13 protein-coding genes and 1 rRNA gene are annotated in these 16091 nt (G+C 38.4%); 10 read left to right on the top strand and 4 right to left on the bottom strand.

The annotated features are described in order from the left end of the window. Together H6G57_RS27230 and H6G57_RS27225 are read left to right on the top strand one after the other, a co-directional pair. Positions 1-232, top strand: a 23S ribosomal RNA gene (locus H6G57_RS27230); the annotation flags it as partial. Positions 233-612: 380 nt separating this feature from the next. Continuing rightward, positions 613-1941 (top strand): PAS domain-containing sensor histidine kinase, encoded by a 1329-nt coding sequence (locus tag H6G57_RS27225; RefSeq protein ID WP_190524727.1) that lies wholly within the window; start codon positions 613-615, stop codon positions 1939-1941. Between the two features lie 44 nt (positions 1942-1985). Here H6G57_RS27225 and patD read toward each other — a convergent pair whose 3' ends face one another. After that, the gene (gene patD, locus H6G57_RS27220; protein WP_190524725.1) at positions 1986-2348 is read right to left on the bottom strand and encodes a heterocyst frequency control protein PatD; all 363 of its coding nucleotides are present in this window, start codon (positions 2346-2348) and stop codon (positions 1986-1988) included. Between the two features lie 372 nt (positions 2349-2720). Between patD and H6G57_RS27215 the strand changes: the two genes are divergently transcribed. Together H6G57_RS27215 and H6G57_RS27210 are read left to right on the top strand one after the other, a co-directional pair. Further along, the gene (locus H6G57_RS27215; protein WP_190524723.1) at positions 2721-3965 is read left to right on the top strand and encodes an RNA-guided endonuclease TnpB family protein; all 1245 of its coding nucleotides are present in this window, start codon (positions 2721-2723) and stop codon (positions 3963-3965) included. A 152-nt stretch (positions 3966-4117) separates the two neighbouring features. After that, complete coding sequence (locus H6G57_RS27210) at positions 4118-6388, top strand: bifunctional (p)ppGpp synthetase/guanosine-3',5'-bis(diphosphate) 3'-pyrophosphohydrolase (RefSeq protein WP_190524721.1); 2271 nt, start codon at positions 4118-4120, stop codon at positions 6386-6388. A 60-nt stretch (positions 6389-6448) separates the two neighbouring features. On the opposite strand, the gene H6G57_RS27205 is transcribed toward H6G57_RS27210, so the two are convergent. Further along, on the bottom strand, positions 6449-6913 hold the full coding sequence (locus tag H6G57_RS27205) for an MEKHLA domain-containing protein (protein WP_190524719.1): 465 nt from the start codon (positions 6911-6913) through the stop codon (positions 6449-6451). Between the two features lie 81 nt (positions 6914-6994). On the opposite strand from H6G57_RS27205, the gene H6G57_RS27200 reads away from it, so the two are divergent. The 4 genes from H6G57_RS27200 (at position 6995) to H6G57_RS27185 (ending at position 10549) form a co-directional block, all read left to right on the top strand. After that, the gene (locus H6G57_RS27200) at positions 6995-7891 is read left to right on the top strand and encodes an alpha/beta fold hydrolase (protein WP_190524716.1); all 897 of its coding nucleotides are present in this window, start codon (positions 6995-6997) and stop codon (positions 7889-7891) included. A 183-nt stretch (positions 7892-8074) separates the two neighbouring features. Next, positions 8075-8533 carry a DUF29 family protein gene (locus H6G57_RS27195; RefSeq protein ID WP_190524714.1) on the top strand — a complete coding sequence of 153 codons (459 nt, stop codon included), beginning with the start codon at positions 8075-8077 and terminating at the stop codon, positions 8531-8533. A gap of 78 nt (positions 8534-8611) precedes the next feature. Continuing rightward, complete coding sequence (locus tag H6G57_RS27190) at positions 8612-9829, top strand: glycosyltransferase (protein WP_190524712.1); 1218 nt, start codon at positions 8612-8614, stop codon at positions 9827-9829. 18 nt (positions 9830-9847) lie between these two features. Next, positions 9848-10549: a cyclase family protein gene (locus H6G57_RS27185; protein ID WP_190524710.1), complete on the top strand. Its 702-nt coding sequence runs from the start codon at positions 9848-9850 to the stop codon at positions 10547-10549. A 98-nt stretch (positions 10550-10647) separates the two neighbouring features. On the opposite strand, the gene H6G57_RS27180 is transcribed toward H6G57_RS27185, so the two are convergent. Continuing rightward, positions 10648-11193 (bottom strand): NADPH-dependent FMN reductase, encoded by a 546-nt coding sequence (locus H6G57_RS27180; RefSeq protein WP_190524708.1) that lies wholly within the window; start codon positions 11191-11193, stop codon positions 10648-10650. 201 nt (positions 11194-11394) lie between these two features. On the opposite strand from H6G57_RS27180, the gene ftsH reads away from it, so the two are divergent. Next, on the top strand, positions 11395-13323 hold the full coding sequence (ftsH, locus tag H6G57_RS27175) for an ATP-dependent zinc metalloprotease FtsH (protein ID WP_190524707.1): 1929 nt from the start codon (positions 11395-11397) through the stop codon (positions 13321-13323). 321 nt (positions 13324-13644) lie between these two features. After that, positions 13645-14022 (top strand): hypothetical protein, encoded by a 378-nt coding sequence (locus H6G57_RS27170; protein ID WP_190524700.1) that lies wholly within the window; start codon positions 13645-13647, stop codon positions 14020-14022. Here H6G57_RS27170 and H6G57_RS27165 read toward each other — a convergent pair. Continuing rightward, a complete protein-coding gene (locus tag H6G57_RS27165) occupies positions 14019-16076 on the bottom strand; it encodes a flavin-dependent dehydrogenase (RefSeq protein WP_190524698.1) in 2058 nt (685 codons plus the stop codon). The two genes, H6G57_RS27170 and H6G57_RS27165, sit on opposite strands and share 4 nt — an antisense overlap. Between the last annotated feature and the right edge of the window lie 15 nt (positions 16077-16091).

The raw sequence follows: 16091 nt of genomic DNA, 5'->3' as shown, positions 1-16091 counted from the left end.
GGAGGAACGCACCTCTGGTGTACCTGTTATCGTGCCAACGGTAAACGCAGGGTAGCCATGTGCGGAGTGGATAACCGCTGAAAGCATCTAAGTGGGAAGCCCACCTCAAGATGATTACTCTCATTGGTTTAACCAAGTAAGGTCACGGGCAGAACACCCGTTTATAGGTGTTAGGTCGAAGGACAGTGATGTCCGCAGCCGAGACACACTAACAGACCGAGGGCTTGACCTCATCTCTGACTCCAGTTTTCTCTGCAATCTTCAGTGTTCCTGATTTTCAATCAGAAAGTACCTACATTTAGTTTCTCTATGAATGGGAATTTAAAATAAAAAAGTATTCCTATACTATTATTCTTACCATCTCCAAGTTTGTTATCATGACGGAGGTGGTTAATTTTTTTCTTTATCTCAATAAATCAATAAAACCGATCTTCTCTTTCTTAAGAGAGATTACAAATAAATGAATATAAAGTAACTCTACAAAGATCTGTAGGTTATCTTAATAGGGGAGAGAATTTTGAAGCGATTTAGCTTTTGATTCTGGATTAAAGAACTATTAATATGCTTTTTTTAAATATTAATATGCTTTTTTTAAATAAACCTAAAAATCCTATGAACATTGATCAGGAAAATATTCTTTTACATAAAATTGAGATTGCTGCTAATAGAATTAATGTTTTATATGAAAATGCTGCTGAGATTACCTCAACTCAACCTCAATTTCTTCAGCAATGTTTAGAGGAACTCAGCTTGGCTTTGGAAGAACTACACATTGCTGAAGAAGAATTACACCTAAAAAATAATGAATTAGCAGAAGCATGGCAGATTGCTGAGAGGGAACGACAACGCTATCAGGAACTGTTTGAATTTGCTCCAGATGGTTATTTCGTTACGGATACCTATGGAAGAATTCAAGAAGCAAACCATGCCGCAGCAGAACTATTTAATATTTCCTCTAAATATTTAATTAACAAACTTGTCATCAATTTTGTTCCTGAAGAAAGTCGTAGAAATTTCCGTTTAATGCTGAATCAACTGCCAAAAATTAATCGGATTCAGGAGTGGGAAATCTGTCTTTGTAAGCGGGATAAACAAAGTTTTTATGGTTCGCTAACAGTGGAAACTGTTCGGAATCAATCCGATACAGTTATTTCTCTACGGTGGTTATTACGAGATATTACAACCCGGAAGCAAGCAGAAGAAGAACTACACCAAACACAACTTCAAAATTTGCAATTGATTGAGGCAGATCGTCTGAAAACTCAGTTTATCTCAACTATTTCTCATGAATTACGAACCCCCCTTAATGCGATTCTAGGATTTTCTAACCTGTTGTTGCGTCGGATGCAAAATCAACACGATGAATGTTTAGTAGGGATGGTTGAGCGTATTTTTAATAATGGCAAAAATCTATTAAAGTTGATTGAAGCAATATTAGATTTTTCTAAACTAGAAGCTCGCCGTATAAACTTGCAACAGGATACTTTTGATTTAGCAGACTTAGGCATCATAACCTGTGATGAATTGCGAGTGTTAGCACAACAAAAAGCTTTGGAATTAGAGGTACAAGATCTCCAACGTCCTATTACTATTGTTAATGATCGTGTAAGATTACGCCAAATTTTGGTTAATTTGCTTTCTAATGGGATTAAATTTACAGAAAAGGGTTGTGTTTCTCTCGAAATTGGAGAGTTACCTAATGATCGAGTTGTGATCATTGTTCAAGATACCGGAATTGGGATTAATTTAACTGACCAACCGCATATTTTTAAAGAGTTTTGGCAAGCCAACCAAACCATAAATCGTCCTCATAATGGTGCTGGTTTAGGTTTAGCGATTACTGGATCGTTAGTAGAATTAATGCAGGGAAGTATTACTGTAGAAAGCCAACCTGGAAAAGGAACAACATTTCGAGTTGAACTTCCTCGTTGCATTGGTTAAAGCCGGGAACAGGGGAAAAATTTTTCACTGTTTAGGTTTCAGGATCAAACATCTTTCACAATGGCTTCACCATAACTCAACAGGAGATCGAGGCGATTTTGAATTTGGGTGAGGCGGGTGCGGAAGGTGGCAGATTGATGAGATACTTGTAGAAATTTTAGATCCATTTCTAAGAGTCGCATCTGTTTATGAGTTTCCGTTAAATAGGATTGGATTTTAGACTCAACAGGGGGATCAAAATCACTCTCGTTGATCCCCATAATTTGGGTTTGAAAGGTGACTTTTGCCTGTTGAAAGGTCTGTTTTAAATCGGTAGAATCGAGAGGGGCTGAGATCAAGGTCGTGTGAAGCTGTTTCAAGGTATTTTGGAACTGATCGATCACTTGAGAGGTAGATTTTGATAACATATTGTTAAGAATTTTGTCTATATTATTAAATAATAGACAAGGATTCAGGCTTCATTCACTAGAGGTTTAGCAAAATCCGATCGCAGTACCCCCAAGACCAAATCCTGATTTTGAGGGAGATGAGCGGTTGATCCTAATCTTCAAACCTGCACTTGGGGGCAGGTTAAGCTGACCTTAAGAGAGTGCTATTGTTCTATCTTAATCGTCGTGAGAGGACTCCCGCCGAGCGCGTAAGCTTGGCGGTGAGATGAATCACGACAAAACAAAAACATGAGCGGTAGCGAATACGATTTAATTGACACAAATAAAGGTTGCATCAAAGTCAAATAAATGTTATCTTAAAATAAGATTTTTTTTAAAAGTATAGCAGCAATGTTGAATTCTCTCAAGGTAAGATTATACCCAAACAAGGAACAGCAAACAGCCTTAGCGAAAAGCTTTGGTTGCTGTAGATTTGTTTGGAATTACTACCTAGAGAAAACCAACACTCAATACAGAGAAACAGGGAAAGGGTTGAATTATAATGAGATGTCAAATGATTTGACCCAACTCAAAAAGCAACCAGATTATCTGTTTCTGCAAGAAGCGACTGCTGCCACATTACAACAATCACTAAAGAATTTGGAAGCTGCGTTCAAAAACTTTTTTCAAAAAAGAGCCAGATTCCCTAAATTCAAAAGTAAGCACAAAAAGCAATCCATTCGTTATCCCGAAAGTTGTTTAATCAAAGGGAATGGTGTAAAACTTCCTAAGTTGGGGGTTGTTAAGGCTAGAATTCCAAAAGCAATTAGCGGCAAAATTAAATCTGTTACCGTATCTAAGACCAGTACAGATAAATATTTTGCCGCTATTTTGTTTGAAACTGATGATTTGATTCTGAATAAAACCGGGAAAATCTCAGGGATTGACTTAGGGTTAACGAGTTTAGTGACGATATTTGACGGTGAAACCTATAGCAAGGTTGACCCAATTAAACCGACTCGAAAATATGCTAAACGATTAAAAAGAAGACAACAAGCATTGTCTCGAAAAACAAAAGGGTCTAATAATCGTAAAGAGCAAGTTAAAAGAGTTGCTAAAGTTCATGAAAAAATAGCAAATACTAGACAAGACTTTCTTCATAAACTCTCTCGAAAGTTAGTTGACGAGAACCAAGTCATTGTAGTGGAAAACCTTTGTGTTAAAGGGTTAGCTCGTACCAAGTTAGCAAAATCTGTATTAGATGCTGGTTTTGGGATGCTGATTAATTTCCTGGGCTACAAACTGGAAAGAGAAGGAGGAAAGTTGATTGAAGTTGATAGATTCTTCCCAAGTACAAAGCTTTGTCATTGCTGCCAATTTAAAAACAATTCATTGAATTTAAGTGTTCGGGAATGGGTTTGTCCAAGTTGTCAAACCCACCACGATAGAGATGAAAATGCAGCACATAATATTCGGGAAGAAGGTATAAGAATACTGTCAACAAATACCGTAGGGCATACGGAAATTCAAGCTTGTGGAGAGGATGTAAGACTCGTTAATGCTTGCATTAAAAAGCATTCTTCTGTGAAACAAGAATCCCCCGTCGAGCGCGCAAGCTTGACGGGGGAGTGTCAACAAGCGCTGTTCACTTTTTAGAGTGAAGGGGCGGATAGTCGTCAATCAACTCCGTGAAACTTACTTGTTTCACAAGTTTTGGTTTTCTGTTTTCTTGTGGTATAAAAAAATACACAAATTTATCCCGCGCCGGATTGTCTTATCAGTATTATTACCCTATAGGTGTAACTATCATGAATACTCAAATCCTTGCTAAAACTGACCTTGACTATGAATGCAGCATTCCTGACTGGCTGCAACAGTGCATGGAGGTTTCTAGTTCTTTGGTCAAATCTGATACCCCGTCTTCTGCCAAGAATGATTTGATTGTGCGGGCTTTTCAATTTGCCTATCAACTGCACCAAGGACAGTATCGCAAATCAGGAGAACCCTATATTAATCATCCCATTGCCGTAGCAGGGTTGCTGCGGTATTTAGGAGGAGATTCTGCCATGGTGGCGGCGGGTTTTCTCCATGACATTATTGAAGATACGGAGGTGACTCCAGAAGAATTAGAACAGCATTTTGGGGCAGAAGTTCGCCATCTGGTCGAGGGTGTCACTAAGCTGTCTAAATTTAACTTTTCTAACACCACAGAACGGCAGGCTGAAAACTTCCGACGAATGTTTTTAGCCATGGCGAAAGATATTCGTGTGATTGTGGTGAAACTCGCTGACCGACTTCATAATATGCGAACCCTAGATTTTCTTCCTGAACATAAACAGCGCAGTATTGCGTTAGAAACCCGTGAAATTTTTGCGCCCTTAGCAAATCGTTTAGGGATTGGTCGGTTTAAATGGGAATTAGAGGATTTATCCTTTAAATATTTAGAGCCAGAAGCTTACCAAAATATTAAAGAATTAGTCTCTGATCGCCGGGTAATTCGAGAAGAAAAATTAGCCGAACTTGCCCAGGTTTTGCGCGATAGACTAGAGAAGGCAGGAATTAAATGTTATGAAGTCACGGGACGCCCCAAACATTTATATGGCATTTATAAAAAAATGCACCAAAGACAGAAACAATTTCATGAAATTTATGATATTGCGGCATTACGAGTCATCGTTGAAACCAACGAGGAATGTTATCGTACCTTAGCCATTGTCCATGACGCTTTTCGCCCTATTCCTGGACGCTTTAAAGATTATATTGGATTACCCAAACCTAATCGGTATCAGTCCCTACATACTGGGGTGATTGGTAATACGGGAAGACCGGTTGAGGTACAAATTCGGACAGTAGAAATGCACCATATTGCCGAATATGGGATTGCAGCCCATTGGAAGTACAAAGAAAAAGGAAATTCTAATGGGGGTCAAGTTACGGGAATGGATGACAAATTCACCTGGTTACGGCAATTATTAGAATGGCATAGTGATTTAAAAGATGCCAAAGAATATCTTGAAAGCGTTAAAAGTAATTTAGAATTTGATGACGTTTATGTGTTTACTCCAGAAGGAGATGTAATGGCATTAACTCATGGGGCGACCCCCGTTGATTTTGCCTATCGTATCCATAGTGAAGTGGGAAATCATTGTAAAGGAGCAAAAGTTAATGATCGCATTGTTCCCTTAGATACGCCTTTAAAAAATGGGGATATTGTGGAAATATTAACCCAGAAAAATATTCGCCCTAGTTTAGATTGGTTGAATTTTGTTAAAACCAGTGCGGCTAAAAACCGAATTCGTCAGTGGTATAAGCGATCGCATCGAGACGAAAATATTGCACGGGGACGAGAATTATTAGAAAAAGAAATGGGCAAAAATGGCTTTGAATCCTTGCTCAAATCTGAACCGATGCTTTCTGTTTCTAAGCGATGTAATTATCATAGTGTTGATGATTTATTAGCTGCCTTGGGTTATGGAGAAATCACCTTAAATTTAGTGGTGAATCGTTTGCGAGATGTGGTGAAATCCCAAAGCCAAGTTCAACCGGCTTCTCAAGAACTCACCACCACTTCTTTACAAGTTCCTAATCTTTCTCCTCCTTGTCCCCTTCCCTCTTCTTCTCCGAGTAATTCTCCAATTATGGGGGTTGAAGGCTTACTCTATCATATTGCTGGGTGTTGTAATCCCATTCCAGGAGAACCGATTATCGGGGTTGTGACTCGAACAAAGGGGATTTCTATTCATCAGCAAGGATGTTCTAATACGTTAACGGTGGAAGGAGAACGGTTAGTTCCTGTCGGTTGGAATCCGAACTATCAAAGTGGTGGTCGTCCTCAAACTTATGCGGTGAATATTTCCATTGAAGTGTTAGATCGAGTGGGCGTTTTAAACGATATTTTATCCCGTTTGAAAGATAATAATATTAACGTTTGTAGCGCCCAAGTGAAGACTTTTCCTGATGCACCTGCGTTGATTGAATTAGGAATTGAAATTTGCGATTGCGAACAATTTGAACGGACTTGTACCCAGGTTAAAAATATTAGCGATGTGTTGACATTACGTCGAATTAATAGTAAATAAAACCTCAGTTTGATCAAAACCCCGGTTTCTTCAAGAAACCGGGGTTTTAAGTGATTTAAACTATAAAAACGTATATTTAGAAAAAACCGCAGCTTGTCCGCAGCGTTGATTTTGTTCATCCAAAACATTCCAGATTAAAACATCTTGAATAAAAAAGCGTCTGCCACTATTTGAAATTCTCACCCCTTTATAATCTCTTAAAAAGCCCTTAGCTTTGGTTTCAGCTAATAAATGATTTCGGGCTTCCTGTTCCATCGGTTCAGCCGTTTTTCGAGAAGGCATTTGGGTTAATTTTTCCCAGGTTAATTCCCAAAGTTCTAAGGCTTTTTGATTACCATAATTAAAAATTGGGTCAGGTTCAATGCCATGAGACACTAACACAAAAGGCGCATAAAATAATGCTTCTGCAATGGCTTCAGGGGTTCCTTGAAGGTCTAACAAGGTTTCTCCTGTCCAATATTGATAACTCCTCAACAGACGTTGAGTATGCAGAATAATCGTGTCTTGTTTCCAAGGTAAAATCATCGGATTTATCACTGGGTTCAACTAAGGTTTTCTATCAAATTCATCTATTATAGAAACATAGCGTTTACAAATCTTCATAAAATGACAACAACGACCCCCGCCAAAACAACAACCTTGTTTGATTCCCTCACCTGGGTCTGGAAAGGACATCAAATTCACTACACCGTCGCAGGAAGTGGACAACCTTTAGTCCTGATTCATGGCTTTGGCGCATCCATTGGACATTGGCGTCAGAATATTCCCGTTTTAGCCGAGGGAGGGTATCAAGTTTTTACCTTAGATTTATTAGGATTTGGTGCTTCTGCTAAACCCAACCTCGATTATAGTTTAGATTTATGGCAAGAATTACTAACGGATTTTTGGGCAGAAAAAATTCAGCAACCTGCTATTTTTATTGGGAATTCGATTGGCGCATTATTGAGTTTAATGATTGTTGCTCATCATCCTGAAATTTCCTCTGGGGCTGTTTTATTAAATTGTGCAGGAGGGTTAAATCATCGCCCAGAAGAATTAAATTTACCGTTGCGGATGGTGATGGGATTCTTTACAAAATTAGTCAGTCATCCGATAATAGGGCCGTTTGTATTTAATCAAATTCGACAAAAACACCGAATTCGCAATACATTAAAACAAGTTTATGGCAATAAAGCTGCCATTACCGATGAATTAGTTGAGTTATTATATGCTCCTTCTAATGATATTGGTGCTCAACAAGTTTTTGCCTCAATTTTAACGGCTCCTCCTGGCCCCCAGCCTTCGGAATTATTACCCCAAATTCAACATCCTTTATTAATTCTTTGGGGAGAAGCTGACCCTTGGACACCGATTACAGGGGCAAAAATTTATCAAGATTTAGCCGATATTAATCCATCTGTTGAGTTTATTTCGATTCCGAATACTGGTCACTGTCCCCATGATGAACGTCCTGAACAAGTTAATACCCTTATTTTGAATTGGTTAAACCAATGCAGCTTATGATGGTTTGATGTTTAGGATGGGCGAAAAAATCCTGTAGGGGTGGCTTCTTTTCTCACCTAGATAGCTAGAGGGTTTGAAAACCAAACCCCTACAATAAAATTTATATTAAAATCGATTGAAAATTGCTTTATATAGGTTACATTACACGATATAATTAATGACGAGTACCACTGGAAAAAGCCAATGGAAGAACTATTGACTCTCAAAGAACTTTTGCACCAAGGTAATATAACAGAAGCTCTGTTAGTTGTAGAAGAATTAGAAGAAATGAGCAAATCTGATAAACTGAATAAAATATTTAGTTATGGTATTATTTTGCTTCTACACCTGATTAAACAAGCTGCCGAAAATCGCACAACTCGGTCTTGGAATCTTTCTATTCATAATTCGGTTAAGCAAATTCAACGCACTAATTCTCGCGGAAAAGCGAAAGGAACCTATATGAGTGAAGCTGAATTATTAGCTACCCTAGAAGATGCCTATGATTTAGCCTTAGAAAAAGCTGCAATTGAAGCTTTTGAAGGGAAATATGAATCAGAAGAATTAAGTCAATTTGTCCAACAGGAAGAAATTATCAAAAAAGCAATGGATTTAATTTTAGAAAAAAATCAGTTAATAACTGATCAAGTTCGTATTGAATAGAATAATAAGGGGATTCATTTTTTTATTTTTTTTAGTAAAGTTTGTCAAAATTATAAATAAATTCATCAATCAATTATTATGGGAATTGGAAACTACCAACGGCAAAAGTCATATTTTAATACCGATCAAATTTATAAACCCTTAGAAGAAATTTATGTAGATTTAGATAGCTGGACAAATGAGATTTTTGAGCCGGAATCAGAACGCTATGAAAACGTAAATTTCTCTATCATTTTGCCGCCTTTAATGTATGAAGATAAATTTATTAAAGGATTATATTTTAGTGAATCTGTTGATTTATTAAATAAAGTTTTACCTCAACTTTCTGATACATTCTTTTCAATTGCTGATTCTCGTTGGTGTTCCTATCCTTGGTCAAATACGGCGGATGCTTATTTTACCTTATATGATAATCCATCCCGTGAAACATGGTTTAGAAAAATCGACCCACAACGAGCCAATAAAATTTTAATTCCAGCTTCTCATTCTGATTTTATTCATGAATATTTAATTGCTCCTCAGCCTTTTACCGTTAAAGATATTGATGTTTTATGCGTATCTCGATTATCTCCTGTCAATAATCTCCCTATCATTGCTGAGGCGTTAAAGATTTACAAAAAAAAATATAATAAACTTTTAAAAACAATATTTATTGTAGAAGATGATTTTGATCCCAACTCTATTCATAAACTCAGTAGCGAAGCACAATTAGAATGGCAAAAAGTTAAAAATATTTTAGTGAATCCTTTAGATTATATTCAGATTATTTCTCAGGTTGACTATTATCAAGAAAGACCGCTTTATTATTCTCGCTCTAAAATTTGCCTTATAGGTTCTCTTTTAGATGGAAAAAATAGCAGTCTTGCGGAAGCGATGAGTTGTAATACTCCGGTGATTTGTTTTCAAGCCTTTAATCAATATGCTAGAGGTCAAGCTCAAATTTTTCCTCAAGGTTCAGGGTTATTATCAGAATTTGATGCTGAATTTTTAGCCGATACATTACATACAGCTTTAGATAATTTAACAACGTTTAAACCTCGGCTGAATTATTTAAAATATCAAGGACGAAAACAATTTTTTAATACTTGTTTAGATTACTTTTCCCATTATTCTAGCACGATTCCTGATTATGAGCAAGGACAAGCTTATCATAATTTATGGTTAGATTTAGCGATTCAACACAATTATCAAATTAGTCTCCATGATTTTTTGTACGGACGTTCACCGCGATCGCAAATTCAAGGATTAGTTAATATTTATAAAACCATTAACCAATGGATTAAAATTCAATCCTAAAAATCAGTCATTAGAATCATGAAAACGATTAACTATAGTAGAATTATTGATTTAAGCCATAAGATTCATCCGAATATTCCATTATGGCCTGGTGATCCTGCTGTTGAGTTTAAAACGGTGGCAGATTTTTCAACATCAGGTTATTATTTAAGACAGTTTTCGATGGGAGAACATAGTGGGACTCATCTCAATTCTCCTCAAAGTTTTTATCAAGGCGGAATGGGAGTGGATCACTATTCTCCTGAGTCTTGTATTCTTCCCGCAGTAGTGATTGATATTCGGGAAAAATCTATGTTAAATCCTGATTCAATTTTAACTGTAAACGATATTGAAAGATGGGAGAGTCAGCATCATCTGATTCCCGAAAATAGTCTGGTTTTACTCTATACTGGATGGCAAGAAAAATGGCATGATCCGGTTGATTTTTTAAATCTTGATGAACAGGGAAAACCCCACTTTCCAGGGTTTGGAGATGAAGCGATTCAATTTTTAACTCAACAGCGAAAGATTGGGGGAGTTGGGATTGATACTCATGGCGTTGACCCAGGTTTTGATGATAGTTTTAAAACGAATAAACTAATTTTAAAACACAACGGTTTCGTGTTAGAAAATTTGACGAATCTCGATCAACTTCCTCCTACGGGAATTACTTTGATCTTAGGAATTATAAAGCTTACAGGTGGTTCTGGATCACCTGTTTCTGTGTTAGCTTTAATTTAAACTTCCGTGATAGTGCCTTTTTTTAACTATTAATTCGGAAAAAAATCCCCCTTTTCTGGCCAATAAAAGGGAGAGGGTAGGAAAATCCTTTGCGCTTATTAAGCGACTTTGCGAATTTTTTGGGTACTTCTAACTAAACTTTGAGCGAATTCATCAAACCGTTGGGAGAGCTTTTCATCGATGACTTTCCCGTCAGAATTAAAGGCTTTCCAGGCTTGTCCAATGGCAACTTGTTCAGGAATTACCCACGCATGAACCCACCGCATAATCACTCGTAAATCATTGAGTGCATTGCTATTGGATTGACCCCCTAATACACTCATTAAACCGACAACTTTATCTTCTAACTGTTCAAAACTCATCAAATCTAAGGCATTTTTTAACACACCACTGACACTACCATGATATTCAGGTGTTGCTAAAATTAAACCGTCTGCCTGTTTAACCGTTTCTTGCAGTTTTTCCACATCAGGATAGTCGGGATAGTGATCTTCACCGTTGCAAAAGGGGAGATTCAGCGATCGCAAATCCAATATGTCTACCTCTACACCCAACATTTCGACTCGTTTCGCCACTTCCATCAGAGCTTGATAGCTATGGGAACCCGAACGCAAACTACCTGCGAGTCCTACGATTTTAACCATAATGGGGATCTCCTGATTTTATAATGTACTCATAATGACTTCGTTTAATTAAACGATAGCATAGCTAAATCAAAACGGGTACAGAAACTCAGTTTCTTCAGTCGTCAACCGATCAACCCAACGTCTGAGCGTTAAACTAGATTTACCCCCACTTCTGTTAAAAGTTGGGAACATAGCAACAGGAAAAGGTAGAGTTATTTTATGAAGAGGTCTTGGATCAAAGCCTGGACGGGATGGCCAGATGCCAAACAGATCGTCCCCCAAAAAACCATCATCGCCAAACGACTAGGGCGAATTTTAGGTAGTTGGATGATGGCCCAGAGTCTACTCTTGGGGACTCCAGCATTTGCCAATAACACCCCAAAAACCCTAACCTATAGTCAACTGTTGCAGAAAATTGAGGCTGGGGAAGTCCAAAAAATTGAAGAAGATCCCTCACGACAAATGGCAAAAGTCACCTTGAAGGGAGACAAAGACAAAAAGCCATCGTCGGTGTATTGGGTTTCTCTGTTTGAACAAAACCCGGAATTAATGCAGGAAATTCGGGCGAATAATGTTGAGTATGAAGTTAGCCCTACGGCCGATAATAGTGCGGCGATGGGGTTAATTATCAATATGCTGATTATTTTTGGCGTATTGGCATTTCTATTAATGATTCTGCGACGGTCTACCCAAGCATCGGGCCAAGCGATGAACTTTGGCAAATCCAGGGCGAGATTCCAAATGGAAGCCAAAACGGGGATATTATTTGAAGATGTGGCGGGAATTGAGGAAGCCAAGGAAGAATTGCAAGAAGTTGTCACCTTCCTGAAGCAACCGGAACGCTTTACAGCCATTGGGGCGAAAATTCCCAGAGGGGTCTTATTAATTGGGCCACCGGGAACCGGAAAAACTCTATTAGCTAAAGCCATTGCTGGAGAAGCCGGAGTACCCTTTTTCAGCATCTCTGGGTCAGAATTTGTGGAGATGTTCGTGGGGGTTGGTGCTTCACGGGTGAGGGATTTATTTAGAAAAGCCAAGGAAAATGCCCCTTGTTTAATTTTTATTGATGAAATTGATGCCGTCGGACGTCAACGGGGCGCTGGAATTGGGGGGGGAAATGATGAACGCGAACAAACCCTAAACCAATTATTAACAGAAATGGATGGGTTTGAAGGTAATACAGGAATTATTGTCATTGCTGCTACCAACCGTCCTGATGTTTTAGATGCGGCGTTATTGCGTCCGGGTCGATTTGATCGACAAGTGATGGTCGATTTACCCAGTTTTAATGGTCGTTTAGGAATTCTTAAAGTTCACGCCCGCAATAAGAAGTTATCCGAGGAGGTTTCTTTAGATGCGATCGCTCGTCGTACCCCTGGATTATCCGGTGCAGATTTAGCAAATTTACTCAATGAAGCGGCAATTTTAACCGCCCGACGACGCAAAGAAGCAATTACTGCTTTAGAAATTGATGATGCCATTGATCGGATTACCATTGGGTTAGCCTTAACGCCGTTATTAGATAGTAAGAAAAAGCGTTTGATTGCCTATCATGAAATCGGACACGCTTTATTAATGACATTGTTGAAAAATTCCGATCCCTTAAATAAAGTTACTATTATCCCGCGTTCGGGAGGGATTGGAGGTTTTGCTCAACAAATGTTTAATGAAGAAATGGTCGATAGTGGGCTATATACAAAAGCCTGGTTAATTGATCGGATTACCATTTGTTTGGGAGGACGTGCCGCCGAAATGGAAGTTTTTGGGGATGCGGAAGTTACCAATGGCGCAACGAGTGATATTCAAACCGTGACGAATTTAGCACGGGAAATGATCACCCATTATGGAATGTCTGATTTAGGGTTAGTGGCGTTAGAAAGTCCATCGGGAGAGGTGTTTTTAGGGCGAGGATTTCCCTCTCAATCAGAATATTCTGAAGAAGTCGCTACCCAAATTGATCACTTGATTCGATCACTGGCATTTCAATGTTATGAACAAGCACGAGAAATAGTTCGGGAACACCGAATGTTAATTGATCAATTGGTAGAATTATTGTTAGAAGTAGAAACCTTAGATGGAGAACAATTCCGACAACTGGTTGCCGAAAAAACTCCCCTTCCAGAGCGTCAGTTAGCAACCAGAAGTTAAGCTCAAAAAAAGCGATCGCCTCTAAAAAAATCAGCAAGCGATCGCTACTTTAAGTCATGGATTAACAAAAGGTTAAACTCGCGCTAATTAATATTGAAGTGCGATCGCTAATTTCCCGATCTTCCGTACTCAATTGAAAACTTCTATCAGTACGGAAGATCTGAACTGAACTTTTCCATCCTTTTTTTAGGGAATCCTATCCCCAAATAGACGAGTAGAAACCTGAAATCCTGAACTTATCCCTATCGACAAACGAGGAAGTTATAGAACAAGCTAGGAACAAAGGTACTTCTACAAGAATTTTAGATTGGAGGATAACTCATGCTGATTCCCATCCCTTTAACCCCCTCATCAACGGCAAAAAACCCTTGGGAACAGGATCTTAAACGCCATCTAAGATCGCACCCTTTACCCACCTCTACGGGTTACACGTCTCCAGGGACAAACTATTACTCATTGCTTAAGAAAAAATATCGAAATTGTATCTTTAGCAGTCAACCTCAACCTGAAGAATTAGAAGTTTATTTAGGTTGGACGACCAGTGATGTGATTTCAGAAATGCGGGATTTAGGGTATAACGTTAGCCTGAATATTCCTCAAAGTATAATCTCTTTTGATCTAGGTTTTGGACGTTTAAACTTTCATTTTGAACCGGAGAAATCTATCATTGATTCCGTCGAGTTTCACCCCGAAATTTAAGAAACCCTGAGTTTTAATGTTGTGAAATGGGGAGCTTGGGGTTTCCCCATCCCGTCAGTTAAAGCATAACTGGTTGTTAATAACCACATCCAAAGTTTAGGATATCGGGGTTCTAACCAAGGTTGAATTTGACGAGCGAAATGGGGAAGCCAACCGAAAAGAAAACTCACCACCGATAACACCATAAACAGGATAAAATTCTTTGTCCAGCGCACTACTTCCCCAAAGTTTACAAAGTCTAAAATCCACACTAATAATAAAGGATTCATGCGGGCGGCTTTTAAGGCTAACCGGGTAAATATCCACCAAGTTGTCCGATCTTTAATAAAGGTTTCTGCAATATCTTGGGGTTCGGTTGCTAAAATTCCAAAAAAAGTATTTAAAATCGAGTTAATTTTTTCGGGCGGTAAATATTTGCCTGTGGGAACCATCATTCCTTTAGAAAATAACCACGTTACAGAAACATTAGTTTGATACGCTCGAATTTTATCTAACCAATCTGCGGTTAATAAATTATGTTTTAAAGCGGTATTTAATAAATCGGTTAATCGAGATAAATTTCGCACTAAAGATCCAAATCCGGTAAAGACTAACGGAGATTGTAAAGAAGCAGCATCTCCGATTAAAATTAATCGATCGAAACTCACTTTGCGATCGCGACTTCCGGTACTAAAATGCCCTGGAATATAACCAAAAGTGGGTTTTTTCCACACTAATTGATCTAGATCGCATCGACGATATTCGGGTAAAATAGTAAAAAAGTCTTCATACATTTCTAACAAAGAACCGGGATTTGTAGGATTAACTTGATGATAGTGAAATAGATAAAAGGTTAATTCATTTCCCCCCCCTGGAAACAGTTCCCAAATTAACTGTCTTCCCCGTGAAATATCCCCATGAGTATTTAAAACATCTCCTAATGTAGCATCCCAAACTCCTGGTTCAAACCCGCCATCAATCACCGCCCCAACGGTCGGACAAACACTATCAAACGCCCGTCCTCCGTTTAATTGCCAAGCAATGGGAGAAGCCGTTCCCATCGCATCCACTAATAAACGACCAGTGGCGATTCGTTCCTTTTGGGTAGGAAGATGAAGGCATTGAACCTGGGCTTGATTCGCATCAATATTGGCTTGCAAAAATTCCGTTTCATCCCATATTTCTCCTCCAGCTTCTTTTAGTTTTTCTCCTGAAAGTTTCAGTAAAATTTCTGCATTTAAAGCCACATTTAAGACTGTTGGGGTATGAAGAATTTTAGCTTTTGCAAATTCAGGATTATAGGCATCAAAAAATTTATGAAAACCGTCTTTATATTCTCTAGCAATAAAACTTTCAATCTCGGTTTGAGTAAATAATCCTAAATCTGTTAAACTTTTTAACTCACTGCGAGAAATATTCCATTCTCGGTTCATCCGACCAAAGGGTAAGCGTTCAATTAATAACACTTTATAGCCTAATCTAGCCATGACTGCGGCATGAATGACTCCTAAAGCACCCCCGATATAAATTAAGTCATAATTGGGAGATTCCGACGGTTGTGAAGTATCGGTTTTAAAAATAACTTGTTTTGGCGTTTGGGGATTTCTCACCCCTTCTCGCCACCGTTTTTCCCACCAATAAACCCGTTGCAGATCAAATTCTCCATTGGGCATTTTTTGGAAGTATTTAACCGTTAAGGGATAATCTTTTTCTAAGGCTTCAAAAATGGATTGTTCGGATAAATTAATCTCTGGAGGTTCAGGATATTGATAAGGAAATGTGATTCTAAGTTCAGTTTCTAAGCGTTTTAAAAACTTCTGTTCCTGCGCTTTAGGCGGTTGACCCACTCGAAATACTTTTAAATAGGTGGTGCGTTGAACTGACCAAACAAAGGTTGAAAGTTCACTCCATTCGGGTGTATTTTGATCAAGCTGGGGAAATCGCAACCGAAATCCATTGGGAGTCATAATTTTTTCTCCCATTTCTGCTTGAAAATTTTTTTGCAACCAAGCACAAACCTGTTGAGTATCGGGAGTAGGAACTTCAAGATATAAAATTTCTTTTAGGTTTGCCATTCTCAGCTTGACCTC

The sequence above is a fragment of the Planktothrix sp. FACHB-1365 genome, assembly GCF_014697575.1.
Taxonomy (GTDB): domain Bacteria; phylum Cyanobacteriota; class Cyanobacteriia; order Cyanobacteriales; family Microcoleaceae; genus Planktothrix.
The sequence above is the reverse complement of the archived record's forward strand: the minus strand, read 5'-3'. Positions and strand labels throughout refer to the sequence as shown.